This window comes from Pseudomonadota bacterium (assembly GCA_010028905.1).
Classification (GTDB): domain Bacteria; phylum Vulcanimicrobiota; class Xenobia; order RGZZ01; family RGZZ01; genus RGZZ01.
In genome coordinates, this window is record RGZZ01000003.1 from 17,270 (window position 1) to 41,669 (window position 24,400).

Below are 24,400 nucleotides of genomic sequence, written 5' to 3' on the forward strand. Positions count from 1 at the left end.
ACGTGCCCAGACGCACAGACCTGCAGACCATTCTCGTGCTCGGCGCCGGCCCCATCGTGATCGGGCAGGCAGCCGAGTTCGACTACAGCGGCACCCAGGCCGTGAAGGCACTGAAAGCCGAGGGGTACCGGGTGGTGCTGGTGAACAGCAACCCGGCCACCATCATGACCGACCCGTCGATGGCCGACGCCACCTACGTCGAACCCCTCACCCCCGAGGTGGTGGAGTCGATCATCGCGCGCGAGCGCCCCGACGCCCTCCTCCCCACGGTGGGTGGCCAGACGGCCCTCAACCTCGCCGTGCACCTCGCCGAGTCCGGCGTCCTCGAGCGCCACGGCGTGCGACTCATCGGAGCCAGCCTCGAGGCCATGCGCCTGGCGGAAGACCGCAGCCGCTTCCAGGCGGCCATGGAAGCGGCGGGCCTCTCCATGCCGCAGGGAGAGGTCGCCCGCTCCCTCGACGAGGCCCGGGCCATCGCCGAACGCATCGGCCGCTATCCTCTGCTGGTGCGCGCCTCGTTCACGCTCGGCGGCAGCGGGGGCGGCATCGTGGCGACCCCCGCCGAGCTCGAGGCCAAGGTGACCTGGGGGCTGCGCGAGTCTCCCACCCACGAGGTTCTCGTGGAGGAGAGCGTGCTCGGATGGAAGGAGTACGAGCTCGAGGTGATGCGCGACGGGGCGGGCACCTTCGTCGTGATCTGCTCCATCGAGAACTTCGACCCTATGGGCGTGCACACCGGCGACTCGATCACGGTCGCGCCGGCCATGACCCTCACCGACCGCGAGTACCAGCGCCTGCGCAACCAGGCCCGCCGCGTCATGGATGCGGTGGGGGTCGAGACGGGCGGCTCGAACGTGCAGTTCGCCGTCGACCCCCGCGACGGTCGGGTGCTCGTCATCGAGATGAACCCGCGGGTGAGCCGCTCCTCGGCCCTGGCGAGCAAGGCCACCGGATTTCCCATCGCCAAGATCGCCGCGCTGCTCGCGGTGGGCTACCGCCTCGACGAGCTGCGAAACGACATCACCAACGCCACGGTCGCCTCGTTCGAGCCGAGCATCGACTATGTGGTGGCCAAGCTGCCGCGCTGGGCGTTCGAGAAGTTCAAAGGGGTCGACCCCACCCTCGGTCCGCAGATGAAGTCGGTGGGCGAGGCCATGGCCATCGGCCGTACCTTCCGACAGGCCTTTCTCGAGGGGCTGCAATCGCTCGAGCTGTCACGCCCCCCCTTCCCGTCGGCCGATCACACGGTGTGGGACGGTCGCGTCGAGAGCCTCGCCACACCGCGCGCTGAACGGATCTGGGCGATCTGGGAAGCCCTGCGCGCCGGCGTGTCGAGCAGCGACATCGCGCGGGTCAGCGGAATCGACCCCTGGTTCCTCGATCAGCTCACCCGGGTCGTCGACCTCGAGCAGCGCATCGAGGCTGCGCCCGCGCTCGATCGTGCGCTGCTGGAAGAGGCCAAGCGCAACGGCTTCGGCGACGCGCACATCGCCGCGCGCCGCGGCATGACCGCCGAGCGCGTGCGCGCGCTGCGCGCAGAGCTCGAGGTGCGACGCACGTTCCACATGGTCGACACGTGCGCCGGCGAGTTCTCCGCCAGCACACCCTACCTGTACGGTGCGTACGAGAGCCGCAGCGAGGCGCCGCCCTCGTCACGGCAGAAGGTCATCATCCTGGGGAGCGGTCCGAACCGCATCGGACAAGGCATCGAGTTCGACTACTGCTGCGTGCACGCCGCTCAGGCGGTGCGCGAGGCCGGGCACGAAGCGGTCATGGTGAACTGCAACCCCGAGACCGTGAGCACCGACTACGACGCGTCCGATCGCCTCTACTTCGAACCGCTCACCCTCGAGCACGTGCTCGACATCGTCGAGCGCGAGCAGCCCCTGCTCGGCGTCATCGCCCAGTTCGGTGGCCAGACCCCGCTCAACCTGGCTGCACCGCTGGCGCAACGCGGCATTCCCATCATCGGAACCCTCCCCGACGCCATCGATCTGGCCGAAGACCGGGGGCGGTTCAGCGCGCTGCTGACCGAGCTCGAGATCCCCGCGCCGGCCTTCGGCATGGCCGGCTCGCTCGCGCAGGCGCGCACGGTGGCGCGGGAGGTCGGATACCCGGTGGTGGTTCGACCCTCGTACGTGCTCGGCGGCCGCGCCATGGCCATCATCTACGACGAGGAAGACCTCGAGGAGTTCGTGGGCCACGCCCTGGCCGCGTCTCCCGGGCAGCCGGTGCTCATCGACCAGTACCTCGAGAACGCCTATGAGGTCGACGTAGACGCCGTGGGTGATGGCGATCGCGTGGTCATCGGGGGCATCATGCAGCACATCGAGGAAGCCGGCATCCACAGCGGAGACTCGGCCTGCGTGCTTCCCCCCTACAAGATCTCGCTCTTCCATCTCACACACATCCGCGAGTACACCGAGCGCCTCGGTCTGGCGCTGGGCGTTCGCGGCCTCATGAACGTGCAGTATGCCATCAAGGACGACGTGGTGTATGTGCTCGAGGTGAATCCCAGAGCCAGCCGCACCACTCCGTACGTGTCGAAGGCCACGGGCGTGCCCCTGGCCCGCGTGGCCGCCCACGCGGCACTGGGACGCTCGCTCGACGCGCAAGGCTTCATGGAGGAGCCCACCGTGCGCGGATTCTTCGTCAAGGAGGCGGTACTGCCGTTCCGGAAGTTCCTGGGGGTCGATACCCTGCTCGGCCCGGAGATGCGCAGCACCGGCGAGGTGATGGGGCATGCCCCGCAGTTCGGGCACGCCTACGCCAAGGCCGAGCTGGCCGCGGGAGATCGGCTGCCCCTGCAAGGCCGGGTGTTCGTCAGCGTCAACGATCTCGACAAGAGCGCGGCCCTGAAGCTCGCCCGTGATCTGCATCGGCTTGGCTTCGAGCTCTGCGCAAGCCGCGGGACCGCCGCTTTCTTCCAACGCGCCAACCTGCCCGTGCAGGCGCTGAACAAGGTGAGCGAAGGGCACCCCCACGTGCTCGACGCGATGGAGGCAGGCGAGATCGGCCTCATCATCAACACCCCGGCGGGATCGGTGGCGAACAACGACGGCCAGCTGATCCGCACCGCCTCGGTGCGGTGCAACATCCCCCTGATGTCAACGCTCAGCGCCGCGCAGGCCGCAGTCAGCGCCGTCGCATCGCTGCGCGCAAACCCGTTCTCCGTCGCCCCGCTGCAGGAGGTGGCGTCAGAGCCGCCCCGGCGCGCCCCGCAGACGTGACCCCACCGCGTGCACAGCGCTGCACACGACGCGACTCCCCGATTTGATCATACCAGAAGAAAGAGAGACACAGCGCCCATGACATCGACCCAGCAAAAAGGCAGAGTTGTACTGGCATACAGCGGCGGACTCGACACATCGTGCATCCTCAGATGGCTCATCGATGAGGGCTACGAGGTCGTGGCGTACATCGCCAACGTCGGTCAGGACGAAGACTTCGAGGAAGCCCGGCAGAAGGCGCAGGCCATCGGCGCGAGCAAGATCTATGTCGAAGATCTGCGCCGCGAGCTCGTCACCGATTTCATCTTTCCCGCCATCAAGGCCAATGCCATCTACGAGGGCCGATATCTTCTGGGCACGTCGCTGGCGCGTCCCTGCATCGCGCGCCGACACGTCGAGATCGCGCGCCTCGAAGGGTGTCAGTACGTCTCGCATGGCTCGACCGGCAAGGGGAACGATCAGGTGCGCTTCGAGCTCACCTACTACGCCCTGGCCCCGGACCTCAAGGTGATCGCGCCCTGGCGCAACCCTGAGTTCCTGGCACGCTTCAAGGGGCGGCCCGACCTGATGGCCTACGCACAGGCCCAGGGAATCCCGGTCACCGCGACGGTGGCCAAGCCGTACAGCATGGATGACAACCTCTATCACATCAGCTACGAGTCGGGCATCCTCGAAGATCCGAAGCAGGCCCCCACGGCCGACATGTTCCGCTGGACGAAGTCGCCCGAGGAAGCCGAGGCAACACCTGAAGAGATCGCCATCCACTTCAAGGACGGCAGCCCCGTGAAGCTCGAGAACCTCACGGCGAAGAAAGCGTTCGAAGAGCCGCTCGAGCTCTTCATGGCGCTCAACGACCTCGGCAGCCGTCACGGCGTCGGCCGCATCGACATCGTCGAGAACCGCTTCATCGGCATCAAGTCACGCGGGGTGTACGAGACCCCCGGCGGCACCATCCTGCGCGAAGCCCACATGGACATCGAAGGCATCGCCATGGACCGCGAGGTGATGCGGCTGCGCGACAGCCTGTCGCCGAAGTTCTCCGAGCTCATCTACAACGGCTTCTGGTTCAGCCCGGAGATGGAGTTCCTCATGGCCGCGCTCGAGAAGAGTCAGGAGGCCATCGACGGAGTGGTCTATCTGCGTCTCTTCCGCGGCCGCGCCACGGTGATCGGGCGCGAGTCGCCGTCGTCGCTCTACGACCGCGACCTGGTGAGCATGGACATCGAGGGCGGTTTCAACCCCCTTGACTCTGAGGGCTTCATCAAGATCAATGCCATTCGCCTGAAGGCACATCACGCCATCATGCAGCGGCGGGCAAAGAAGGCCGAGAGCGCCGCGCTGGCCCCGGTCTGAGGCGTGTCGGTCGCGGGCGGAGGCGATGACGCCTCCGCCCGCACAAGGTTGATGACTGACGGAAGGGGAAGGCGAGATTGTCTCGTGATGTCGAAGAGAAACGGGTGAGCGAACGTTCTCCCGTCGTGCCGCGTACCGTGGGTGAGGCGCTCGACGCCTTTCTCATGGCCGAGCGCCTGCGACTGGCCGAGAGCACGCTTCAGCGCTACCGAAACGTCATCACCCTGTTCCGCATCTTCCTCGAGAACTCCGAGGTCCAGGCGGCGCCCGGCCTCCACGCCGACGTCGAGATGATGGCGGTTCTGGCCGAAGAGTTCGTGAACGGCTTTCTCGCCAACAAGCTGGCGCGCGGAGAGAGCACATGGCGAAACGCCGCCACGGTCATGCGCCGCCTGCTGCGATGGCTCGACGACCGCCTGCTCGAGGAGTACACGCCGGATGACGGCGTCGACAAGACCTCGACCGAGGTCACCGCGGCGGTGAGCCTGCACGATCTGCTGGCCCAGCACCTCGGGCAGCAGCCTCCTGTGCATGCAGTTCGCCACCGACGCGACGTGTTCATCGTGGCGCGCACCGAGCCTGGCGCCATGTGGCTCACATCAGCCACCGGAGGCGACGAGGTGGGCCCCGTGAGCGTGCCCATGGCCGTGTCGCAGATCTGTCGCGTGGGGTGGGAGCTCAACGGCCTGGTGGCCCGCTCGTTCGGCGGCTGGCGGCTGCTCGAGGTCTCGAGCGTCAACGCATAGGCCCCGCCACGTCTGCGATGGGCAGGCGCTACCGCGGCACGTCGCCCTCGAAGTCTGCGAGGGCGTACGTCAGAACAGCCGCCACCGCGGCATTCACCCGCAGCTCAGCCGGGTCGATCTTGTCGAGGGTGTCGGCCGCCGTGTGGTGATAGTCGAAGTAGGTGCGGCTGTCTTGCAGCAAGCCAAGGGTGGGAACCCCTGCATCATCGAGGGGAGAGATGTCTGCGCCGCCGCTCCACGGATTGCGCTGCATCGCCGGCGCCCCGGCCCCCGCGAGGATCCGCGTCACCGGTTCGAGGAGATCGGCCAGCTGGGCGCTTCCATGGAGATTGAAGCCGGCTGGATGTCCCGCGCCGAGATCGCTCTCGAGCGCAGCCACATGCCGCGAGATCTCCGCGCGATGAAGCGCGGCGTAGGCACGCGCACCCGCCAGGCCGTTCTCCTCGTTCATCCAGGCCACCATGCGAACCGTGCGTGAGGGATGAAGTTCGAGACGGGTGAGCAGTTGCATCGTCTCCATGGCCACCGCCACCCCCGCGGCGTCATCGAGGGCGCCGGTGCCCAGGTCCCACGAGTCGAGATGACCGCTCACGAGAACGATCTCCAAGCTGCGCACCGGATCCAGGGTCTGTGGCGTCAGGCGCAGGAAGAGCTCTACCCGACCCTGCCTCGCCAGACGAGCGATGAGCATCGCATCTTCGGCCGCAACGGCAGCCGCGGGAACCTTCGGAACGCCATCAGCATAACGCATGTTTCCTGTATGGGGAAGCCGGAACTCAGCCCCGCCCGCCGAGCGCACCAGCGCCGCCACGGCCCCCTTTCGTGCCGCGAGGGAAGCGCCCCGCACCCGCGGTTGCACGGCCAGATCATAGGCCTCTCCCCCCTGTCCGATGCGGGCCAGGGCCTTGTCGAACGCAACATCGAACAACACGATCGTGCCGCGCACCACGTCATCGGGCAACGCCTCGAGCGCGGTCATGCTCTCCACGACGAGCACGGGCGCGCGCAGCCCCTCGGCCGCGGTGGCTACGCTGCCGCCAAGCGCCGTGAGCGCAAGCCTCTGCTGCACCCCCTTGGGCTGGCCAGGCCAGGCCACGATGGCACCCGTCTCCTCTCCGCGTACCCAATGTGGCACCTCGACCGGTTCGAGGCGCACGTCGAGGCCCAGGTCACGCATTCGAGCCGCCACATGCGCAACGGCCGCCGCCGCCTGGGGCGACCCGCTGAGACGCGGACCGATGTGATCGCACAGCCACGCACACTGCTGCCATGCGTAGTCGCTGCGAAGCGCCGCGTCGCGCAGACGCGCGAGGTCAGACCGAAGCGCGGGGGCAAGCCCGTGCGACGGGGGTGCTGGTGCCGCCCAGACCGTGCCGCAGCGTAACGCGGCCCATGCCGCGAGTGCCAGCAGAGCGAGGCGGAGCGCCGTGGCGCACCGACGGACGAGGCCTCGCGAGAAGCTTCTCCCCGCCGACTCTGGCGCGCGCTTCACCGCACCACGGCGTCCGGCCGCCTCACACCAGCCGGCTGAGCGCTGGGCTGCTCGCCCGCCTGAACCCGCTGCTCCTCGAGGAGGTCGGCCCAGGCCCGCATGTAGGTCACGGCATGCGACCGCTGGTTGCGCAACAGATCACGCTCTCCTGGAGGCAGGCACCTCAAGACCCTCGGGTCGGAGAGGTTCTCGAGCGTGCGGAGATCGCTCGGCGCGAGCCCCGCTTCGAGAAGCAGGTCGATGAGGGCGTCGAGCTCGAGACCGCTCGTGCTGCAGTAGAGGGTCGACTGCTCGCTCCAGTCGCCGCTGCGTCGCAGGGCGAGGGCGTGGATCTCGTCAGCGGTGAGCGGGGTGAGCGACTGGGCCAGATGCCCGCAGTTGCAACGCCCCATGTGCCCCCACTCGTAGGGCGAGCCGCCCGCGATGCGATTGGCGGCATCGCGAAGTGCGCCGATCAGGCGCGGAGACGGGGTAGCCATTCGTATGCGCCTCCTTGACGTTGAATGACATCATGGTAGCACGGCAGTGGCGCGTCTTCCAGGGGCTCGATCAACAGGCCGCCTGCTGCGACGCGGAACGATCGCACCCATCGCACCGCCCGCAGCTCGCGGCCGGCAGACGCTGGCCGAAGTACGCGCTGATGCGCGCATGGCGACACGCCCCCCGCAGGGCGGAAAACTGCGTCATGCGGCGTAGCAGCTGCGTGCGCTGCAGACGATGTCGGCGCAGGTCGTCGAGCGCCACGTGGCCGTCCGGTGCAGGCCGCACCCAGGCGAACGGCTCGACACGGAGCACGCCCGTGGCGATGAGCGCTTCGAGGCTCCGCTCCGCCACTGACCGCTCGCGGGGCAGCAGGCCAGGCAGGTCCTCGATGCGCGTGACGCGCAGCCTTCCCTGCTCCGCGGCGGCGACGAGGCGCCGCGCCATGGCGTCGTCCGGAAAAGACCTCTCGATGAGTGCGCGATGCACCTGTTCATCGTCCGGCGACTGCAGAAGAACGCAGCGGCACGGTTGCCCGTCTCTCCCGCCTCGCCCCACCTCCTGCACGTAGGCCTCGAGGCTGGCGGGCATCTGCAGGTGAACCACCGCGCGCACGTCTGGCTTGTCGACCCCGAGGCCAAAGGCATTGGTGGCCACGACGGTTGGCGCCTGCCCCCCGACAAAGGCGTCTTGCGCCCGGCTCCTGGCCTCCGGCGACATGCCGGCGTGGTAGCAGAGGGCGCCGAGCGCGCGAGCGGTCTGCTCTGCCTGCATCCGCGTGGCCGCATAGACGATGGCAGCGCCGGCGCCGGCTATCGCGGCGCGCACCTCGTCCAGACGATGCGCTGGCGCGATGGGCCGCACAGAGAGGTGCAGGTTCTGGCGATAGAACGACCCCACATGCTCCAGCGGATCGCGCATGCGCAACGCCGATGCGATCTCGCGACGCACCGCCGGCGTTGCGGTTGCGGTGAGCGCGAGGCGCACCCGCGCCCCGATGCCGTCGAGGGCGGCCCCCAACCTGCGGTACGACGGTCGAAAGTCGTGCCCCCACGCGCTGATGCAGTGCGCTTCATCGACAGCCACCAGGCCCACCCCCACCCGTGCGAGCAGGGCTGCGAACGAGGCCCCTTCAAGACGCTCGGGGGCAAGATAGAGCACGCGCAGCCGTCGCTGCTCGAGAGCCGCCAGCACCTGCTCACGCTCGGCGCTCTCAAGGCCGGCGTGGAGCGCCGCACAGGCCACCCCCCGGCGCCGCAGCGACACGACCTGATCGCGCATGAGCGCGATCAGGGGAGATATCACAACGGTGAGCGAGCGCGACAAGCAGGCCGGCAGCTGATAGCACAGCGACTTGCCCGTGCCGGTGGGCAGCACGCCGAGAACGTCGCGACCCGCAAGAAGAGCGGTGATGATCTCACGCTGCCCCGCCCTGAACCCTTCGTGTCCGAACACGTCACGCAGCACACGCAGCGCCACTTCTGACAAGGCCATTCCCCATTCCGCGGAAGAGATACGCGAAGCGACGGGCTGGCAGCATACGACTCGCCAGCCCATACCAATCGCGGGATTCGCGGGCTACAGGGTCTCGACGACGATCTGGTCGTTTGTGTAGATGCAGATCTCCGACGCGATGCGCAAGGACTCGCGCACCACCGCGTCTGCCGGGAGCGAGGTGTTGCGGGCCAGCGCCCGCGCCGCGGCCAGGGCGTAGGGCGACCCTGATCCGATGCTGGCGATCTGGTCGTCGGGCTCGATGACGTCGCCATTGCCGCTGAGCACGAGCAGGGTGTCCTTGTTGCCCACCACCAGCAGCGCCTCGAGCCGCCGCAGATACTTGTCAGAGCGCCAGTCCTTGGCCAGCTCGACCGCGGCGCGCAACAGATTGCCGTTGTACTCCTCGAGCTTCGCCTCGAGCTTCTCGAACAGGCTCAGGCCGTCTGCCGCCGAACCCGCGAAACCACCCACGACCTTGCCGCCCGCCATGCGACGGACCTTGCGGGCTCCGTGCTTCATGACGGTCTTGTCGAAGGTCACCTGGCCATCGCCGGCCATGGCCATCTGACCGTCGCGCAGCATCGCAACAATGGTTGTAGAGCGGATTCTCACAAGCAGCTCCTCTTCTGGCACCCGGTGGGTCGACGAACCCTCTTCCCGCGTCGCGCCTCATCCCCGCGTGTCTGCGAGGGGGCTGCGAGCGCGGTAGCGGTTGCCCGGCGCCCGCTGCACCCGCCCCGTCATCTCGAGACGGACCAGCAGGCGCGCCACGGCGCGCATTGGCATTCCCGAACGCGCCGCAATCTCCTCCACCTCGAGCCATCCGCCGTCCGCAAAGCCATCGTCGGCCTCCAGCACCGCGAGGAGCGCGGCAGACTCGTCATCAGTCGCGCTCGACACACGTACCGGTGGCACGGTCAGCCCGAGCTCGCAGAGCACGTCGCCCGCGTCACGGGCAAGGGTGGCCGTTCCTTCCGCGAGCAGCTGGTTGCACCCCGCGGAGACTTCGGTGAGAATGCTCCCGGGAACGGCAAAGAGCGGTCGCTCGTGATCGATGGCATACTCCGCGGTGATCATGGCCCCGCTGCGCATGCCCGCCTCCACGACCAGAACTGCGCGAGAGAGACCGCTGATGATGCGGTTTCTCGCCGGGAAGTGCCACGGCATCGGTCCCTCTCCCGGGGGGAAGGGGCTCACAACGGCACCCTGTCTCTCGATGGCGGCTTTCAGCGAACGGCTCTCCGGCGGATAGCAGAGGTCGACACCACATCCGAGGACCGCCACCGTGAGCGCGTTGCAGGCAAGTGCGCGTCGGTGGGCCGCCTCGTCGACGCCCCGAGCCATTCCGCTCACCACCGTGAGGCCGGCACGAGAGAACCCCTCCACGAAGCTCTCGGTGGCGCGCAGCGCATAGGCGGACGCGCGACGCGTTCCCACGACGGCAACCGTCGGCCAGCGGCTGAGCGCCTCCACGCTTCCACGTACGTACAGCGCGAGGGGCGCCGACGACAGCGTGCCCAGCAGCGGAGGGTATGCTGGAGATCCAAGCGTGACAACGGCACAGCCAGCCGCGAGCGCCTGGGCGTGGAGCGCGCCGGGATCAAGCGTGCGACGGGCCGCCACCAGCGCCTCGACCGCGGGACCGGGCGCGAGCGAGCGCAAGGTCGTGGCGGGCGCTTCCCATACGTGCGCCGCCGTGGGCAGATGGGGCTGAAGGCGAGAGAGTGTTGCGGCTCCGAATCGCGGCACGCGAGAGAGAGCCAGCATGGCTTCGACCTGACCGATGGAGGCAGACATGAATCGTCCCCCGATTCAAACGCTGCGCACACGGTGTCATAGAGCTGCGGTGAACAAGATCTCCCCGACCAGGGATCAGCGAACGTTGAAGCGCGTCTGTCCCACGGTGACCACGTCGCCGCGATTGAGGAGCACACGTCCTCCGATGCGATGACCGTTCACGTAGGTGCCGTTGGTGGAGGAGAGGTCTTCGAGCCACGCCTCACCCCGCTCCACCCTGACACTCGCATGGCGACGCGAAGCGGCGCTGTCGTGCGAGATCACGATGTCTCCCTCTTCGCGACCGATGACCGTCTCTCCCGACTCAAGCGGGTGAGAGACGGTCGCATCGTCGGTCACCAGCATGAGGAGCGCGGCGGCGCTGGCGCCAGACGCCGCAGCTGTCGCGGGTGGCGCTGGGATGAGCGCCGTGGGGCGGGCCGCCGGCTCGACCGGCGCCGTGCTGCTGGTGCTGGGAACAGCCTGGGCGGCGGAGAGCGGCGAGGGCTCGACAGGCACTGCTTCGGGCAAAGGCTCGGGCTCACGAGCCGAGGGAGAGGACACCGGAAACTCCGGCACGGCCACCACGGGAATCGACCCGGCTGCCCGCGAGCCAGGCGCCGGGATGGCGGAGGGGCGCCGTGCACCCGCCTCGATGCCGAGGCGCTCGAGAAGATCGAGAAAGCCCGGATAGCGCGAGGTGATGCGATTGAACTCATCTTCCGCCTCGGTGTTGCGTCCGCGATTCGCAAGCGCGGTGCCATACCCGTAGCGCGCATCGAGCATCAGCTGGGGGTCGAAATCGGTGCGCGTGAGGATCTTCTTGAAGATCTCGAGCGCCGTCTCCGCATCGTGGGTCTCGACACAGGCCCGCGCGAGAAGGATGAGGTTGCAGAGCGAGATGTTGTCGTCCGGAAGGGTGTCCTTGAGCAGGGCGATGACGTCGCGCCATCGTCCGGCCTCGATGTAGTGGAGCGAGAGGAAGAACCCCACGACCGGATTGTCTGGAAGCACCCCGAGAAGCTGGTCGAGCACCGTGCCCGCCTCCTCGTCATCACGAAGGCCGCGGTGCGCCAGCGATAGCAGGATGCTCACTCCGAGCAGATCGGGATAGAAGGCGAACGACGAGTTCTCCGTGAGGCACAGCGTCAGGCGAAGCGACGGCACGTACTTGCGTATCTTTGTGCCGAGACGTGCCTGGCAGAGCAGCACCTTCTTGAAGCTGTGCACGGCGCTCTCGTACGCTTCGAGCTCGAGCGAGATCGCGCCGTGCATGAAATAGGCGTCGGCGAACTGCGCGTCTTTGGTGAATGCGTCGCTGAAGCGCTCGAGCGCGTCGCGCAGCGCCCCTCTGAGCAGGGCTTCATAGCCGGAGACGAACGAGCGCTCCGCTGCCGGCACCGCGATGTTCTTGAGCACATTGGAGAAGAAGCGGCGAGGCTGCTGCACCTCGAGCAGCTCGATGACCGGTCGCATCTGCCCGAAGACCGGATGCAGATGCCGCTGATGAAAGACGCCCGTCTCCCCGACCTGTCCCCGCGCATCCTTGGAAGGCACGAGGGCGCGTGACACCTCGCCCACGCCACGAGCCGCCATGCGGCCCGCGAGAGAGACGCCGTCTTTCAGGGTGTCGAAGATCTCTTCCTTGCCCAGAGCAATCGCCTCCTCGATGGAAGCGCCTGGAGATGCGCTTCACGAACGGTTGCGCGCCCAGTATGCGCGAGACGTCAAGGCCCCGTCAACAAGGTGCGCGTGAACGAGTTGTTGCAAAGTCCCGGTTCTCTCTTCGCGGTCGAGGCCGCGCAGTCCCGCGCGCACGAGCGCCTTCCCTCGGCTTCCCACGGAAGAGAAAGAGAGAGGCGGGCGCGCCACCTCCCTCTGTATACCCTCCGTCGACTGCGGCTCGAGGCGTCGACCTCAGGGCGTCGAGAAGACGAACTCGGTCTTTCCGAGGCGCAGGCGGTCGCCGTTTCGCAGGACGCGCTGCTCGCCTGCGGCCATCTTGACGTTGTTCAAGAAGCTGCCGTTCGACGAGCCGACGTCTTCGAAGATGTACTCGTCGTCATTGCGCAGGATCTGCGCGTGGCGACGAGACACGTACGATTCCGGGTCATCGTTGGTGAGATCGACGTCGGGCTCGATCTGATCGGCAGGGCTGCGACGTCCCATGGTCGTGATCTCCTTGTTGAGATCGAACTGCTTGGTGCCATCGGCCAGGGCGATGCGCGCGCAGCCGGACGCGGCTGCCACCGGAGCGGCCGGAGGCGCCACCGGGACGGGCGCGGACACGGCTGCCGGGGCCGGACTCGAGCCGAGATTGGCCCCGCAGTCGACGCAGTAGGCCTCGGTCGACGGGTTGTCGGCCCCACACGACGGGCACTGCACACTCGCGCCCGTCGCTGCCGGTGCGGAGGGCGGCGCGGCGGCCGGTGCGGGAGGCGGCGCCACCGGCGTCACAGCGGGCGCCGGAGGTGGGGTGGACGAGACATCGTGGGGAACGACCACGAGCTTTGCGCCGCAGTCTTCGCAGTAGGCGGCTCCTTCGAGATTGTCTGAACCGCAGACGTCGCACTTCATACCAGAGACGGGCTCCTTTCGAATTCGGGACGGAGTGATTTTTTCAGGAGGTCGGTGGCAGGGGCACCTGGTCGAGCAGCTGGGTGAGCTTTCGCGTGCCGTACTGCAGCTTCTTGGTGCCCGCCGACGACGCGGCCGCACCGGTCTCGATGCGCTGGGCTTCTTGCAAGGCCTGCTGCGCAAGATCGCCCTGGCCGCGCTCGAGAAGCGTGGTGGCCGCGGAGCGGAGCAGCTGCGTCGCCTTGGCCCGATCGCCCGCCTGGGCCAGCTCGAGCGCTCGGGTCTGCTGGCGGAACACCGAGACGAGATCGACGACGTTCATGACCTGAGGCGTGACCACCGACGCCAGCGCCGGGTCAGGGGTGTAGCCCACCAGCACGTCACGGCTGACCGACGCATCACGCACCTGAAGAGAGGGCAGATCGTAGGTGGCTTCGACCTGGGCCACACGATATGTGCCCGCCTGTCGAGAGGGCAGCTCGAGCTCGAACAAGGTCGACTGTACCTCGTTCGACTGCAGATCGGCGAGCTGGACCGTGGCTTCGCGATCGACCATCTGCAGCTGACCGAGGTCATTGATGAGCGGCTTCACCTTGAAGGCCCGTCGCACACCGATGTCCTTGGCGAGCTTGAGCTTGATGCGCGGGTTGCGCACCACCACCGACTGCACCCCCTGCAGCTCGTCAGCGAAGATCTGGGGGATGTCACGCGGATCGTCGATGTAGTACGACTTCCCCCGACACCCGTTGGCGATGCCGAGGAGCAGCTCTTCATTGAAGTCATCACCCACGCCGATGGTGGACACCGAGATGCCATCGCGGTTGGCCTCGAGACAGCGCTCGTGGCACTTCTTCTCGGCCTGGGTGAGACCATCGGTGAGGATGACCACATGGTTCATGCGATCTGGCGAGAACGCGTTGCGCACCTGGCTCACCGCGGCCTCGATGCCCTTGAGCATCTCGGTGCCGCTGCCCACATCGACCTGGTCGATGTTCTTGATCATGCGCTTGGCCTGCTCCTTGTCGTAGAGCTGACCGCTGGGAATCAGGACGCGAGCCTTGTCGGCGAACGCAATGATGGAACAGAGATCGGTGGGGCGCAGCTGATCGATGACGAACTGCACGGCATTCTTGACGTACTCGAGCTTGCGCGCCGCGTACATCGAACCGCTCTTGTCGAGAACGATGGCCAGGTTGAGGGCCGCGGGACCCGCCCCCACAGCCTCTCCTGGCCTCACCTCTGCAAGCAGGTAGAGCAGCTTCCGCTCGCTCGTCACCAGGACATTCTGGTAGCTCAACAGCACGTCGAGCATCACTTCTTGTGCCATGCGCGTTCCTCGCCTCTCCGTGTGCGGACCTCAACCCGCGCCGAACCTGCAGGCTCGGGAGGGATATCGCACTTCAATTGAATTGCGCAGGTTTCCTCCAACACCGCGTCACCGCCTGCCCTTCGCTCCCCTGCTCGCGCGCTGATGATCAGGCGCTCGCGGGAAGGATGTGCACGATGATGGCCGTGGCGTTGTCGTCGGCGCCCCGACGCAGCGTCTCCTCGATGAGACGCTCGCAGGTCGCTTGAGGATCGTCGCCCTGCCGCATGAACCCGATGATCTCGTCCTCCGAGAAATATTCCCATACCCCGTCTGAGCAGAGGAGCAGGCGATCGCCCCGAGCCAGCTCCCGCGTGTAGAGGTCGACCTCGAGCTCCCCCTGGGTTCCCAGGGCGCGATAGAGATACGAGCGCTGAGGAGAGGTTCGGGCCTCCTCGCGGGTCAGCTGACCGATGCGCACCAGCTTGCCCACGAGCGAGTGATCTTCGGTGACCTGATCGATCTGCTGCGATGCAGGGCGGTACAGATAGGCGCGGGTATCCCCCGCGTGCCCGAAGACGGCATGCGGCCAGTCGATCATCAGCGCCGTCAGGGTCGAGCCCATGCCGCGACGCGACTCGTCCTGGCGAGAGTAGTCGAACACGCAGCGGTTGGCCGTCTCGATGGCCTCGTGCACCAGCTCCTCGAGCCGTGGCACCGTCTCTGTGGGACGAAGGCGGCTCGTGTCGGTGCCGGTCTTCACGGGGATGCAGCTGGCGAGAACGTGGCTGGCCATCGATCGGATGGCCAGCGAAGATGCCTTGTCACCCTCAGCCTCGCCGCCCATGCCGTCGGCAACGACCACGAGGAGCGCCTGCGTCGGCACAGAGTGCTCCCACGCGGAGAAGCCCGTCACCAGGAGACTATCCTGGTTCACCGATCGCACGCAGCCGACGTGCGACTTCATGCCGATGACACACGGGAGGAAGCCTGGCGCCCACGGCTGCTGCGGCGTCGAGGCCTCACCTGCCGAAGCGGGCTCGGAAGCCGGCGGCGCTGCCTCCGAGGGAGAGGGCGCCGGAGGGTCGGCTGGCGCAGGTGGCGCCTCACCCGCGGTGGTCGGAGCCGCGTCGCCAGCGGTGTCCTCAGCCCCGCCCAGCAGAACCTCTTCCAGGGCGTCAGCCATCTCGTCGGCCGAGGAGAAGCGGTTGCGAGCGTCCTTGCTGACGGCCTTCATCACAGCCGCCTCGAGACGAGGGGGAACGCCCTTCACGTGGGTTCGCAGAGGCGGGAAGAAGAAGAACTGCTCGCGGCTCACGGCAGCCGGGCTCTGACCGGAGAGCAGGAAGTAGAGGGTGGCCCCCACCCCGTACACGTCGGATGCGACGCACGGCGAACCGCCCACACCGAAGGCCTCCGGCGCGGAATAGCCCTCGGTGACGCTGCACACCGCGGGGAGGTCGTCGATGCGAGCGAGGCGCTCATAGCCGTCGAGCAAGGCGAGCCCGCCATCGTCGATGAAGATGTGCGACGGGTGCACCCCGAGATGCAGAAAGCCTCGCCCGTGAAGCTCGGAGAGCGCCTTCAGCGTGGCGATGCCGATGGCAACGACGTCATCGTGGGGCAGCGGACCGCCATCCTGACGGTAGGGCTGAAGCGCGCACTGCGGGAGGGGGTCTCCCACCAGAAAGCCTCGCCCTTCGCGATAGAAGAAATCACTGACCGCCCACAGATGCGGGCACTCGCTGGCCTGCAGGGCACGCCAGGCTGTTGCCGCGCGAGACGGGTCTTCAGGGTGAGGCTGGCCAGGCGAAGCCTCATCGGCCTTCTCGAGGGGCGGCGCCTCCGCGTCTTCGAGGACGCGAGCCGCCTTGCCGTCACGCGCGCGAATGGCCTCGTAGACGTTGAACGCGCCGTCGACGCGCGCCGAAGCGACGATGTACCCTGTGCCGGGGATCTCGCCCAGGGGCAGGAGATCGTGACGCTGACGCTGCTCGAGAACGACGGGGGCCGCCGTCAGCAGTGCCCCGCAATCGGCACAGTAGGTCTCTTCACCGGGGTTTTCGAGCTCGCACGATGGACACCTCAAGAACCGTTGCTCCGTTCTGTCTGCCGCGCACAACCCCACCAGGTGAGGGCCCGCCGTGACGTACCTCGTGCAGGTGGGCTTCTCTGGTATTTCAGCGGAATCCTCCGCTCCCGTTGCGGCGGCGCGACGGTCAGTGCAGCGGCACCGTGAACAGGTTCATCCACGGGAACCAGCGCGACAGGGGATGACCCCGAGCGAGAAGGAAGGCGATGAGCGCAAGGTTCAGCCCGCAGCAGCACGCCGCAGCCACGGCGAACACACGCAGCGCGATTCGCTCATCGCTCGGGCAGGCGTAGTAGAGCACCGCCAGCAGCAGAGCCGCCACAAACCCGAAGACGGGGATGAGCGAGGCCACGGCGAGGAGGGCGGCGAGTATGACGCCCAGCAGGCTGAGACGCGCGGGCTCGATGGACACGCACACAGGCAGGCGGACCTCCCCGGCGGGGCTGCGAAGGAAGACCTCGGTTCGATGTGTGCCCCCCTCGCGCAGCGAGGAGGTGTACACGGTGACCTCCACGGTCGCGTCCGCACGCTCGAGGAACCGAGGCTCGATGCGAACCATGCGCCGTTCCGGGCAGGACAGTGCACCACGCGCCCCTCCCGTCACGCGCACCTCGAGCCGGCGGGTCTCGCCCTGTCGCAGCGTGCCGAAGTCGAGAGCCGCGGGGGCGAACGCCAGCGCCATCTTCTGGGTATGCACAGGGGCTTGAGGCTCCGGCGACGGGGGCATCGCTGGCCGTTGCGCGAGCGGAGGGGCGGATCGGCCGGCAACGCTGTCGAGCGCTTCCCGCAGAGCCGCCCCCATCTCGGCCATGTCGGAGAAGCGATCGGCCGGGTTCACCGAGACGGCACGAAGAACGACGGCGTCCACGGCGGGTGGCAGGCCGCCACAGATCGACGAGGGCGGGAGGAACACAAACATGTGGTCGGTGGGGGCGCGCGCGGTGAGCAGATAGTGCAGCGTGGCCCCGAGCCCATAGACGTCGACGCGGCCATCGCTCTGCCTTGCGCCGTACTGCTCGGGCGCTGCGTAGCCAGGCGTGCCCAGGGCCACGGTGTCCGCCGCCTTCTCGGCGGAGTGGAAGCGAGCGATGCCGAAGTCGATGAGCTTGATGGCGCCATCGGTGGTGAGCATGACATTCGAGGGCTTCATGTCACGAAAGATGACCGCAGGGGAGCGGCCGTGCAGATAGACGAGCGCCTCTGCGAGCTCGACGCACCACTGCAGCGCTCGGGAGGGGTCGACCGGGCCCGACTGCTCGACCCGTCGCTCGAGGGTCTCCCCTTCGAGCAGCTCCATGACGAGATAGCGACGCCCCCCCTCGATGAAGTAGTCGCACACACGGGGAAGCGTGCGATGGCTGAGCGCTGCGAGCATGATCGCTTCCTGCTCGAACAGCCGCCCCGCCTGCTCGAGGTCGTCGCCATCGAGATGATCGACCCCCATCTCCTTCACCGCCCACACCGCGGTGGCTAGACGTCGATCGCGTGCTCGATAGACGGCACTCATGCCCCCTCGCCCCAGCAGCGAGACGATCTCGTAGCGCTCGGCGAGCACGGTTCCCGGGGGCAGCAGATCCGAGTCTGACATGGCAGGCACAAGGTTCGGCGCGGCGACTCCTCCAGGCCTGCCATCGCACGCTGACCGCCCAGGGCCTCCCCAGAACGCGAAGAGGGGCCGTCGCCCGGATGAGCGACGGCCCCCCTCCTCGCGGCGAAGATTCGCCGCCCGTGGCTACTTGAGCTTGATCTCGGCGCCGACCTCGGCGAAGCGAGCCTTCATCTTCTCGGCCTCTTCCTTGGTCACGCCTTCCTTGATGACCTTGGGCGCGCCGTCGACGAGCTCCTTGGCCTCCTTAAGGCCGTGGGTGGTGAACTCGCGCACCACCTTGATGACCTGGACCTTGTTGGCATCTGCCTTCACGGAGGCGAGCTCGATGTCGAACGAGGTCTTCTCCTCCTCGGCAGCGGCAGCGCCGCCACCCGCCGCGCCGGCGACCGGCATGGCAACCGCGGCCACGGGCGCTGCGGCGGAGACGCCGAGCTTCTCCTCGAGGGCCTTGGTCAGCTCAGCCGCCTGCATGAGCGTGAGGTTGCAGATGGCATCCATGAGTTCTTCCTGGGTAAGCGTAGGCATGATTGAAGTTCCTTTCTCTTCGTTGAAACGTGGGTTGTGCTCGGGTGAGATGCGACCGTATCAGGCTTCCGCGGCTGCGGGAGCGCCTTCAGGCTGCTTCTCGGAGATCTGATGGGTGATGCTCGCCACGCGGCGTCCGGGCTCCTGAAGAAGCCGCATGAGCTGCTGGTGCGGAGCGATCAGCATGCCCAGCAGCTGCTGGTAGATGACCTCGCGGGACGGCAGCGACGCCAGGGCGTCGATTCCCTTCGCATCGAGGACCTGCCCATCCATGTAGGCGGCCTTGATGTACGGGGGCTTCTGCTTGCGTTCCTTGAGGAAATCAGTCAGCGCCTTTGCGAGCGTGACCGGATCCTTGTATCCGAACGCGATGGCCGTGGGGTTCTCGAAGTGTGCGTCGAGCCCCGTGATGCCAAGCTCACCAACGACCTTGCGGGCCAGCGTGTTCTTGACGACCTTGTACTCGCCGTCTTGTTCGCGCAGCCTTCCGCGAAGCGCAGTGATGTCCTTGACGTCGAGTCCGTCGCCTTCACCGCGGTAGTCGGTCAGGATCGCGATCTTCGCGTTCCCGAACTTCTCGCGGAGCTCTTCGAGGCTGGCGGTCTTTCTGGCCATGGCCTGCTTGTGCGTGAGTGCCATACGCTCACCTCCTCTCTATGAATCCGAGGCGCGCGTCTTGGGCGCGTCTCGGTCGATGTGCCACAGGCACGGAAGGTGAACCTGCCAAAAAGCCCTCGCCACCGCTGCGCCCATGTCGGGCCGGATGTCGAGGGCTCCAGGAAGCGCGCAACGCCTGAGCGACACGCGGTCGCGGCAGCGGCGCACACAGAAGTTGCTTTCTGGACGTTCACCTCGGCAGGCGGCTTGCGCCATTCTCCCAGCCCGGTTCGTCGCGAAGGGTCTCGCGGTGATCGGGCGGGCACCTGCTGTCTACGGCTTCGGTATTATAGGAGATTCGATTCATTGCTGTCAAGCGAGGACTTGCGCTCGCCGCGGTAGTGTGATATCATCTCGCATCGTTGGGCTCTCAGCAGCCGCGTGCTTCTACTTCTGCCTGCACGGCTGAACACGCAACCGCTGCGCTGAGCGGGCCGCGCGCTTCCTGCGCATCGCCCCGCCCGCCGACAAGCCGACGGCGACCGTGCGCTGAAGTGAAGCGCGCAGTGCCGCCCGCGATTCCTGTTCGAGAACGGAGACATCACTCATGGCTATGGTCTGCGACCTCTGTGGCAAGGGCCCGGTGAGCGGGAACACGATCAGCCACTCCAACCGCAAGACGCGTCGCCGTTGGCTGCCGAACCTGCAGTCGACGAGCCTCACCATCAATGGCAAGGAGAAGGCGGTTCGCGTGTGCACGCGCTGCCTTCGCACGCATCGCAAGGCCGCGGCGAACTGATACCCCCGCAGCCGTTCCCGAGAGACGTCACCATGCCGTCGCCGCTGCGCTTGCTGAAGACCGTCACTCTGGTTGTCGTGGCCGTGGGCCTGTGCCTCACCCGAGGGTGGGGGCAGGTCTACGATCCGCACACGGGTGACCCCCCCTCTCACTCGCACGTCCAGTTCACCACGAACGATTGGCAGGTCGAGGCAACGCCAGACGGCGGCAAGCTGAGTGGCACCTGTCGTCTCGACTGCTACGTCGATGAGTACGACCAGGTGTACCTCAAGCTCCGCGGCCTGAAGGGCCAGGGGCTATACACCGTCTGGATGGTGAAGCGCGACAAGGGCGAGAGCGAGGAGCGCGCGGGCGTGTCGCGCCACTGGAACGGCGATGACGCCAGCCGCTTCGACTTCACCGCCGAGCCGAGCGGCTCGGGGTACTACAACGGCTGGACGCAGAAATGTCCCCTGGGGCGCTGGAAGTTCCTCGAGGTTCGCTACCACCCGAACGGCAACATGAAGGACCTCGACTCCAGCGTGGTCGCTCTGCGCGTTCGGCTGCGACCGCAGTAGGGCGGTTGCGTCCGCTCACGCGGGTCTGGCTGGCAGCAGCCCTCTACACCGCGCTCTACTCCTGGTTCTGCGTGCAGCGCGCCGTCTCCGCCTACTACGGCGATCCAGACTACGGTCTCTTCCAGCAGAGCTTCTGGACCACGCTGAACGAGGGCTGGCTCTTCTACAACACGTACGAGAGCGGCACCCACTTCTCGAAGCACAACTCCCCCATCCTCTTCCTCGTTCTCCCGTTCTACGCGGCGCTCCCGCGCCTCGAGACACTGCTGGTGGTGCAGACAGCGGCCATCGCTCTTGGGGCCGTGGCAGTCTTCAAGCTCGCCGCGCTGCTGGTTGACGAAGAGAGCGCGGTGCTCCTGGCCTGGTCGTACCTTCTCTACCATCCGATGCACGGCGTGAGCTATGACCAGTTCAATGAGCTGGCCTTCCTGCCCGCTCCCCTGCTCTTCGCGTTCTACTTCATGGTTCAACGCCGCATGGGCTGGTTCTGGGCCTGCATCACCGCCTCGCTGGCCTGCAAGGAAGACGTGCCGTTCGTCACCTTCGGCCTCGGGCTGTACATGATCTGGCTCGGACGCAACACCCGCCGCGAGAGCGAGTCCCCGGATCGTCTGGTGCGCCATGGCCAGCTGCTCGCCCTCATCTCGGTCGCCTGGCTCCTGCTGTCGCTGCGCGTGATCTTTCCGCTGCTGCGCGATGGCGCGACCTGGCCGTACTTCAGAGAGCGCTATGGCCAGTTCGGCCGCGACTTCACCGAGGTTGCGCTGAACCTTCTCGCGCACCCCTGGATCATCGTGCCATACCTGCTGCGTCGGCATGCTCTGCTCGTGCTCGTAGAGCTCACCGCCCCGCTCGCCTTCCTCCCCTTCCGAGCCCCCGCCGTGGCGGCGATCCCGCTGGCCACGTGGGTCGTTCTGCAGCTGTCGTCGTTCGGCGCGATGCACAACTGCGGCTCACGGTACATGGCCCCCGTGATCGCGTGCATGTTCGCGGCGACCATCGTCGGGCTGCGCAACGTGGTTGCCGCGACGGCCGTCTCCGACGACTCTGTCGAACAGGCTGCCCAGCGTCGCCGGACCGGTCTGCGCTGGAGCCGGTGGGTTCTCGCCCTCACCACGCTCTCGACACTTGCGCTCGATACCACCCCGATGCGCTTCCCCTTCCGAGGCATTCGACGCCCCACAGCCCATCAGATCGCAAGAAACGCGCTGGCCGAGCGCGTTCCCGCCAGCGCCAGTGTTTCGACCCAGCCGGAGTTCTACGCGCCGCTGAGCCGCCGCGCCGATGTCTGGCTCGGATACCATCCCGGCACGGACTACGTGCTCGTCGACCCCACCCCTGATTTCACGGGCCACGCAACGTGGTTCGATCACGCCCGCTGGAACGTGAACCTTCCGCAGATCGTTGCGCGGGGCGAGTACGTGATGGTCGACCAGGCAGACGGTGCGGTGCTGCTCAGACGCGTGCCCTGGGCGATGCGGGGGGCTCGCCGGCCTACTGCTCCTTGAGGCCGCCGTTCAAGGTGTACTGGGGATACCCCGTGGGCAGGCTCAGGTCGAGATGCGTGACGCCGGTGCACGACATGGTGTAGTTCGCAGGTGTCGTGGCACTGGTGTAGCCATTCGTGTAGCAGGAGTTGTCGAGCGCGGACGGGCACTTGGCGATGATCTTCAGGTAGGTCGGCGTGAGAGAGGTCAGCATCACGGGGTAGCGCTGGTCGTTCTCCTCTGAGTACATGGTGAGGGCGGTCGCCGTGTTGCGCAGGTTCGACTCGCACCCGCTCAGGCGCGTGCGGGCCTTTGCGCGAACGAAGTTGGGCAGGATGATGAGGATGAGCACGGAGATGAGCGACAGCACCACCATGAGCTCAATCAACGTGAACCCTCGACGCACCCGTACTCTCTTCTGACCGTGCTCGCTCACAGGTAAATCTCATCCTCGCGCGTGGAACTGCTCCACATCGTTCTGCTCTCGCCCATCACAGGACCACCGTAGAGCTGTTCATAGCGGCATTTGCTGCGTCAACCCGTTCCTTGATGGTTCTCACGGCAAACGGAAACTCCGGGAAGAACACCGAATCGATCCAGCAGGTGCGGCCCGCCATCTCGAGGGTGCAGATCTTCACGAAGCTGCCTTGCACAGGCTTCACCACGATCTGATGCCAGTCTGCCGCAAGCATGGAGTCGCTGTCGCGGATCACGAGCCGCCGCGTCTCCATGATGACGCTCTTGAGAGCGTACGACAGATAGATGAACACTGACGTTGCGACAAGTCCGCCCGAGAAGAACGAGCAGAGGCCTACCGCAAGATACCGCAGGGACGCATCACCCGGAGGGATCACCCTGTAGTAGTACATCGCCGAGATGACCAGCAAGACGGCGGGGAGCAGGGGCAGGATGCACAAGAAGAGCACCCTGCCCCTGTTCGCGTGAATCGTGCGTGTCTCGAGCGAGATCGGTGCTGACGCAGCGGCTCGCTTCTCGGTTGGCTTCATCTGCCTGAGCAGATCGGTCTTATCGTCGCCAAAGCGATATGGGTTGTTTGTCTTTGAGTCGTCTCCCATGTTCGCCACACCCGTCTCCGGTTGTTCCGGCTGATGGGTTCGACATTGCAGCGACAGATCCTGTGCCGAGCGAGGCTCGAGCGTGGGTCTCACGCCCCCGTGGCTACGCCTCTCTCTGCGGCTGTTCAGGCGTGGGACAGACGCTCGCGCAGCTCCTCGAGCGCAGCCTCCGCACGATCAGCAGATGTGTCGGCGGGTCCGACACTGGCCTCGACAGCCGCGAGCGCCTGCTGCACGGATGAGAGAGACGCGTGCACCTGACGAACCGCGTCGCGGATCTCGCGCGCCGAACCGCTCACGTCGACACCGGTGCGATCGGACTTGATGACGGCCACCGACGCGTCGGTGAGCGACAGGCAGGTCTCCGCGAGACGAAGTTCAGAGAGGCTCGGCGTCAGGGCGCCATCGATCTGGCTGCTTCTCTGCAGCGCCTCGGTCAGGGCCTCACGCGCATCGTCGAGAACCGCGAGCACGCCGTTCTCCGACGGGAGGCAGGTGCGCAGGTCTTGCAGGCAGACAGCAGCGCTCTCGAGGTTGCGGGTGATGCCACGGCCATCACCAACGGTGCGAGCGGCACCGATCTCGCAGTCATGAAGTCCGTTGCGAGCGCTCCACAGCTGGAAGTCGAGCTGCTCACCAGCCCCCCGGACGTTGCGGCTGGGCGTATCGGCCTCTGCCTGCGCGAGCGGACCTTCGAGGCGATGCACGTCGCTTCGCGCGCGGTTCACCGTGAAGTCAGCATACTCGACATCAGACTGCGCGTCCGCCAGGCCTTGGCGAGCCGAGCGGAGATGCTCGAGGGCAAGATCGAGGGTGGTCCCAGAATCGGTGACGGTGGAGGTCCGAGGGCAGGCGATCTCTGCTGAGGGAGGCGCATCGACCGCGGCGCGCAGCGACGGCGACGGCGACGCAGGGGAATCAACAGCGCCGAACGCTGACGCGTCGCTGGTGGCGTAGAAGTCGACCCCTTCCTCGCACGCGATGCACTCGCGGGGAAGGGAGACGTGGAGCAAGCCACTCTTTCCGCACGACGGATCCGTGACGGGGATGCGTATCACGTTCGCATTCTGGATGGCGTCCAAGCGCTGGCGGTATCCCTGCTGCTGATCTCACGGCTCGCGACGCACTGGGGGGGCAGTGGCGTTGCGGCGGCGGTGTTCTCCAAGAATATCCGCACAGCGATGGCGAGACAATTAACAAG

At 66.8% G+C, this 24,400-nt stretch carries 20 protein-coding genes; 5 read left to right on the plus strand and 15 right to left on the minus strand.

Annotated features, from left to right (window positions below; all coding sequences use genetic code 11):
* The first annotated feature begins 2 nt into the window (after positions 1-2).
* The 3 genes from EB084_00465 (at position 3) to EB084_00475 (ending at position 5,329) form a co-directional block, all read left to right on the plus strand.
* Positions 3-3,230 carry a carbamoyl-phosphate synthase large subunit gene (locus EB084_00465; GenBank protein ID NDD26727.1) on the plus strand — a complete coding sequence of 1,076 codons (3,228 nt, stop codon included), beginning with the start codon at positions 3-5 and terminating at the stop codon, positions 3,228-3,230.
* A 78-nt stretch (positions 3,231-3,308) separates the two neighbouring features.
* On the plus strand, positions 3,309-4,583 hold the full coding sequence (locus tag EB084_00470; GenBank protein ID NDD26728.1) for an argininosuccinate synthase: 1,275 nt from the start codon (positions 3,309-3,311) through the stop codon (positions 4,581-4,583).
* Between the two features lie 104 nt (positions 4,584-4,687).
* A complete protein-coding gene (locus EB084_00475) occupies positions 4,688-5,329 on the plus strand; it encodes a hypothetical protein (protein NDD26729.1) in 642 nt (213 codons plus the stop codon).
* 28 nt (positions 5,330-5,357) lie between these two features.
* On the opposite strand, the gene EB084_00480 is transcribed toward EB084_00475, so the two are convergent.
* The 12 genes from EB084_00480 to EB084_00535 form a co-directional block, all read right to left on the minus strand.
* Positions 5,358-6,740 (minus strand): M20/M25/M40 family metallo-hydrolase, encoded by a 1,383-nt coding sequence (locus EB084_00480; GenBank protein NDD26730.1) that lies wholly within the window; start codon positions 6,738-6,740, stop codon positions 5,358-5,360.
* A 77-nt stretch (positions 6,741-6,817) separates the two neighbouring features.
* Entirely contained in the window at positions 6,818-7,300 is a 483-nt protein-coding gene (locus tag EB084_00485; GenBank protein NDD26731.1) for a hypothetical protein, read from the minus strand.
* Between the two features lie 70 nt (positions 7,301-7,370).
* Positions 7,371-8,858: a RecQ family ATP-dependent DNA helicase gene (locus EB084_00490; protein ID NDD26732.1), complete on the minus strand. Its 1,488-nt coding sequence runs from the start codon at positions 8,856-8,858 to the stop codon at positions 7,371-7,373.
* Between the two features lie 21 nt (positions 8,859-8,879).
* Entirely contained in the window at positions 8,880-9,410 is a 531-nt protein-coding gene (gene hslV / locus EB084_00495) for an ATP-dependent protease subunit HslV (GenBank protein NDD26733.1), read from the minus strand.
* A 57-nt stretch (positions 9,411-9,467) separates the two neighbouring features.
* Entirely contained in the window at positions 9,468-10,595 is a 1,128-nt protein-coding gene (gene dprA, locus EB084_00500) for a DNA-protecting protein DprA (GenBank protein NDD26734.1), read from the minus strand.
* A gap of 75 nt (positions 10,596-10,670) precedes the next feature.
* Complete coding sequence (locus EB084_00505) at positions 10,671-12,170, minus strand: FHA domain-containing protein (protein ID NDD26735.1); 1,500 nt, start codon at positions 12,168-12,170, stop codon at positions 10,671-10,673.
* Positions 12,171-12,491: 321 nt separating this feature from the next.
* Positions 12,492-13,151, minus strand: a complete 660-nt coding sequence (locus tag EB084_00510) for an FHA domain-containing protein (protein ID NDD26736.1) — start codon at positions 13,149-13,151, stop codon at positions 12,492-12,494.
* A gap of 43 nt (positions 13,152-13,194) precedes the next feature.
* Positions 13,195-14,478 (minus strand): VWA domain-containing protein, encoded by a 1,284-nt coding sequence (locus EB084_00515; protein NDD26737.1) that lies wholly within the window; start codon positions 14,476-14,478, stop codon positions 13,195-13,197.
* A gap of 148 nt (positions 14,479-14,626) precedes the next feature.
* Entirely contained in the window at positions 14,627-16,585 is a 1,959-nt protein-coding gene (locus tag EB084_00520; protein NDD26738.1) for a hypothetical protein, read from the minus strand.
* A gap of 91 nt (positions 16,586-16,676) precedes the next feature.
* Positions 16,677-18,137 carry a serine/threonine protein kinase gene (locus EB084_00525; protein NDD26739.1) on the minus strand — a complete coding sequence of 487 codons (1,461 nt, stop codon included), beginning with the start codon at positions 18,135-18,137 and terminating at the stop codon, positions 16,677-16,679.
* 144 nt (positions 18,138-18,281) lie between these two features.
* Entirely contained in the window at positions 18,282-18,683 is a 402-nt protein-coding gene (locus EB084_00530) for a 50S ribosomal protein L7/L12 (GenBank protein NDD26740.1), read from the minus strand.
* Positions 18,684-18,743: 60 nt separating this feature from the next.
* A complete protein-coding gene (locus EB084_00535; GenBank protein ID NDD26741.1) occupies positions 18,744-19,322 on the minus strand; it encodes a 50S ribosomal protein L10 in 579 nt (192 codons plus the stop codon).
* A 565-nt stretch (positions 19,323-19,887) separates the two neighbouring features.
* Between EB084_00535 and rpmB the strand changes: the two genes are divergently transcribed.
* Together rpmB and EB084_00545 are read left to right on the plus strand one after the other, a co-directional pair.
* On the plus strand, positions 19,888-20,079 hold the full coding sequence (gene rpmB, locus EB084_00540; GenBank protein NDD26742.1) for a 50S ribosomal protein L28: 192 nt from the start codon (positions 19,888-19,890) through the stop codon (positions 20,077-20,079).
* A 445-nt stretch (positions 20,080-20,524) separates the two neighbouring features.
* Complete coding sequence (locus EB084_00545) at positions 20,525-22,144, plus strand: DUF2079 domain-containing protein (protein NDD26743.1); 1,620 nt, start codon at positions 20,525-20,527, stop codon at positions 22,142-22,144.
* Here EB084_00545 and EB084_00550 read toward each other — a convergent pair.
* From EB084_00550 to EB084_00560, 3 genes are all read right to left on the minus strand, one after another.
* Complete coding sequence (locus tag EB084_00550; GenBank protein ID NDD26744.1) at positions 22,131-22,559, minus strand: prepilin-type N-terminal cleavage/methylation domain-containing protein; 429 nt, start codon at positions 22,557-22,559, stop codon at positions 22,131-22,133. The genes EB084_00545 and EB084_00550 overlap by 14 nt on opposite strands.
* A gap of 55 nt (positions 22,560-22,614) precedes the next feature.
* Entirely contained in the window at positions 22,615-23,208 is a 594-nt protein-coding gene (locus EB084_00555; protein ID NDD26745.1) for a hypothetical protein, read from the minus strand.
* 116 nt (positions 23,209-23,324) lie between these two features.
* Positions 23,325-24,281 carry a hypothetical protein gene (locus EB084_00560; protein NDD26746.1) on the minus strand — a complete coding sequence of 319 codons (957 nt, stop codon included), beginning with the start codon at positions 24,279-24,281 and terminating at the stop codon, positions 23,325-23,327.
* Positions 24,282-24,400 lie beyond the last annotated feature (119 nt).

Coding starts and splice junctions, on each gene's coding strand:
- EB084_00470 (NDD26728.1), top strand. CDS start 3,309: ATGACATCGACCCAGCAAAAAGGCAGAGTTGTACTGGCATACAGCGGC.
- EB084_00485 (NDD26731.1), bottom strand. CDS start 7,300: ATGGCTACCCCGTCTCCGCGCCTGATCGGCGCACTTCGCGATGCCGCC.
- EB084_00490 (NDD26732.1), bottom strand. CDS start 8,858: ATGGGCTGGCGAGTCGTATGCTGCCAGCCCGTCGCTTCGCGTATCTCT.
- dprA (NDD26734.1), bottom strand. CDS start 10,595: ATGTCTGCCTCCATCGGTCAGGTCGAAGCCATGCTGGCTCTCTCTCGC.
- EB084_00505 (NDD26735.1), bottom strand. CDS start 12,170: ATGGCGGCTCGTGGCGTGGGCGAGGTGTCACGCGCCCTCGTGCCTTCC.
- EB084_00510 (NDD26736.1), bottom strand. CDS start 13,151: ATGAAGTGCGACGTCTGCGGTTCAGACAATCTCGAAGGAGCCGCCTAC.
- EB084_00515 (NDD26737.1), bottom strand. CDS start 14,478: ATGGCACAAGAAGTGATGCTCGACGTGCTGTTGAGCTACCAGAATGTC.
- EB084_00525 (NDD26739.1), bottom strand. CDS start 18,137: ATGTCAGACTCGGATCTGCTGCCCCCGGGAACCGTGCTCGCCGAGCGC.
- EB084_00530 (NDD26740.1), bottom strand. CDS start 18,683: ATGCCTACGCTTACCCAGGAAGAACTCATGGATGCCATCTGCAACCTC.
- EB084_00535 (NDD26741.1), bottom strand. CDS start 19,322: ATGGCACTCACGCACAAGCAGGCCATGGCCAGAAAGACCGCCAGCCTC.
- rpmB (NDD26742.1), top strand. CDS start 19,888: ATGGCTATGGTCTGCGACCTCTGTGGCAAGGGCCCGGTGAGCGGGAAC.
- EB084_00545 (NDD26743.1), top strand. CDS start 20,525: ATGTCCCCTGGGGCGCTGGAAGTTCCTCGAGGTTCGCTACCACCCGAA.